Here is a 2,750-nt window from a genome sequence, read left to right as displayed (position 1 = left end):
GACAGGTGCTGCATGGCTGTCGTCAGCTCGTGTCGTGAGATGTTGGGTTAAGTCCCGTAACGAGCGCAACCCTTGTCCTTAGTTGCCAGCGGTTCGGCCGGGAACTCTAAGGAGACTGCCGGTGATAAACCGGAGGAAGGTGGGGATGACGTCAAGTCATCATGGCCCTTATGGGCTGGGCTACACACGTGCTACAATGGTCGGTACAGAGGGTCGCGAAGCCGCGAGGTGGAGCTAATCCCAGAAAGCCGATCGTAGTCCGGATTGCAGTCTGCAACTCGACTGCATGAAGTCGGAATCGCTAGTAATCGCGAATCAGCATGTCGCGGTGAATACGTTCCCGGGCCTTGTACACACCGCCCGTCACACCATGGGAGTTGGCTGCACCAGAAGTAGATAGCTTAACCTTCGGGAGGGCGTTTACCACGGTGTGGTTAATGACTGGGGTGAAGTCGTAACAAGGTAGCCGTAGGGGAACCTGCGGCTGGATCACCTCCTTAAAAAGTGACTCGCGCCGACACCTCGGAGCATCCTCACAAGCTGACTTGACGTAACAGGGTCTACGGACCCGCAACAGGCTCGGGTCTGTAGCTCAGTTGGTTAGAGCGCACCCCTGATAAGGGTGAGGTCGCTGGTTCAACTCCAGCCAGACCCACCACGACACTGGGGCCATAGCTCAGCTGGGAGAGCGCCTGCCTTGCACGCAGGAGGTCGGGAGTTCGATCCTCCCTGGCTCCACCAACTCAAGGTCGGATGCACAGACGTTGCCCCTGTCCAGTGCTCAGCGCACAGAATGCTGTGTGTTGAGCACTTTGCATCGGCAAAGTACAAGTTCTTTAATAATACGGTGAGATCGCGGAAGGCGCAAACGTTAGACGCAAGTCTAGCGAACGCGTGTGAATGTCAGCAGACCATCATCCCAAAGTGTTTGGGGTTATATGGTCAAGTGAATAAGCGCACACGGTGGATGCCTTGGCGGTAGGAGGCGATGAAGGACGTGGTAGCCTGCGAAAAGCCTCGGGGAGCTGGCAAACAAGCTTTGATCCGGGGATGTCCGAATGGGGAAACCCACCTGTCTAAAGGCAGGTATCTGGCACTGAATCCATAGGTGTCAGAGGCGAACCTGGGGAACTGAAACATCTAAGTACCCAGAGGAACAGAAATCAACCGAGATTCCCTTAGTAGCGGCGAGCGAACGGGGATTAGCCCTTAAGCGTTGATCAAGCTAGTGGAACGGTCTGGAAAGTCCGGCGATACAGGGTGATAGCCCCGTACACGAAAGCTTTTTCAACGTGAAATCGAGTAAGGCGGGACACGTGATATCCTGTCTGAACATGGGGGGACCATCCTCCAAGGCTAAATACTCCCTACCGACCGATAGTGAACCAGTACCGTGAGGGAAAGGCGAAAAGAACCCCCTTTAGGGGAGTGAAATAGAACCTGAAACCGTGTGCGTACAAGCAGTGGGAGCCCCCTCGGGGGTGACTGCGTACCTTTTGTATAATGGGTCAGCGACTTACATCTCAGTGGCAAGCTTAACCGACTAGGGTAGGCGTAGCGAAAGCGAGTCTTAAATGGGCGCCGTTCTTCGGAACAATCAGTCGCTGGGAGTAGACCCGAAACCGGGCGATCTACCCATGGCCAGGGTGAAGGTGCGGTAACACGCGCTGGAGGCCCGAACCGGGATCTGTTGAAAAAGATTCGGATGAGCTGTGGGTCGGAGTGAAAGGCTAATCAAGCCCGGAGATAGCTGGTTCTCCCCGAAAGCTATTTAGGTAGCGCCTCGTGTCTCACTCCTGGGGGTAGAGCACTGTTTCGGCTAGGGGGCCATCCCGGCTTACCAAACCGATGCAAACTCCGAATACCAGGAAGTGCAATCACGGGAGACAGACGGCGGGTGCTAACGTCCGTCGTCAAGAGGGTAACAACCCAGACCGCCAGCTAAGGTCCCCAAATCATGGCTCAGTGGGAAACGATGTGGGAAGGCCCAGACAGCCAGGAGGTTGGCTTAGAAGCAGCCATCCTTTAAAGAAAGCGTAATAGCTCACTGGTCGAGTCGTCCTGCGCGGAAGATGTAACGGGGCTTAAGCCATGTACCGAAGCTGCGGATGCGAGCTTGCTCGCATGGTAGGGGAGCGTTCCGTAGGCCTGCGAAGGTGTGTTGTCAAGCATGCTGGAGGTATCGGAAGTGCGAATGCTGACATGAGTAACGATAAAGGGGGTGAGAGGCCCCCTCGCCGAAAGCCCAAGGTTTCCTGCGCAACGCTAATCGGCGCAGGGTGAGTCGGCCCCTAAGACGAGGCCGAAAGGCGTAGTCGATGGGAAGCAGGTTAATATTCCTGCACCACGCATGACTGCGATGGGGGGACGAAGAAGGCTAGGCCAGCCGGCTGTTGGTTGCCGGTTTAAGCGTGTAGGCAGTCATCCTAGGCAAATCCGGGGTGGCCATGCTGAGGCGTGATGACGAGCTCCCACGGGAGTGAAGTGGTTGATGCCCTGCTTCCAGGAAAAGCCTCTAAGCTTCAGGTCATGGGTGACCGTACCCGAAACCGACACAGGTGGGCAGGGTGAGAATCCCAAGGCGCTTGAGAGAACTCTGGTGAAGGAACTAGGCAAAATGGTACCGTAACTTCGGGAGAAGGTACGCCCCTATTACGTGAAGCCCCTTGCGGGCCGAGCGGAGAGGGGTTGCAGTGACCAGGCCGCTGCGACTGTTTACTAAAAACACAGCACTCTGCAAACGCGAAAGC

General features: G+C 56.0%; 2 tRNA genes and 2 rRNA genes. All 4 read left to right on the top strand.

Features of this window, described 5'->3' with window-relative positions:
- A 16S ribosomal RNA gene (locus tag VBE63_RS26925) occupies positions 1-500 on the top strand; the annotation flags it as partial.
- A gap of 81 nt (positions 501-581) precedes the next feature.
- Positions 582-658 (top strand) — tRNA-Ile (locus VBE63_RS26920).
- 7 nt (positions 659-665) lie between these two features.
- A tRNA-Ala gene (locus VBE63_RS26915) sits at positions 666-741 on the top strand.
- A gap of 199 nt (positions 742-940) precedes the next feature.
- Positions 941-2,750: ribosomal RNA gene (locus tag VBE63_RS26910) — 23S ribosomal RNA — on the top strand; the annotation flags it as partial.

Origin of the sequence: Lamprobacter sp., from assembly GCF_034860625.1 — a bacterium.
Classification (GTDB): Bacteria; Pseudomonadota; Gammaproteobacteria; order Chromatiales; family Chromatiaceae; genus Lamprobacter.
Note: the sequence above shows the minus strand (reverse complement) of the source record. Positions and strands in the feature narration are given on the sequence as shown.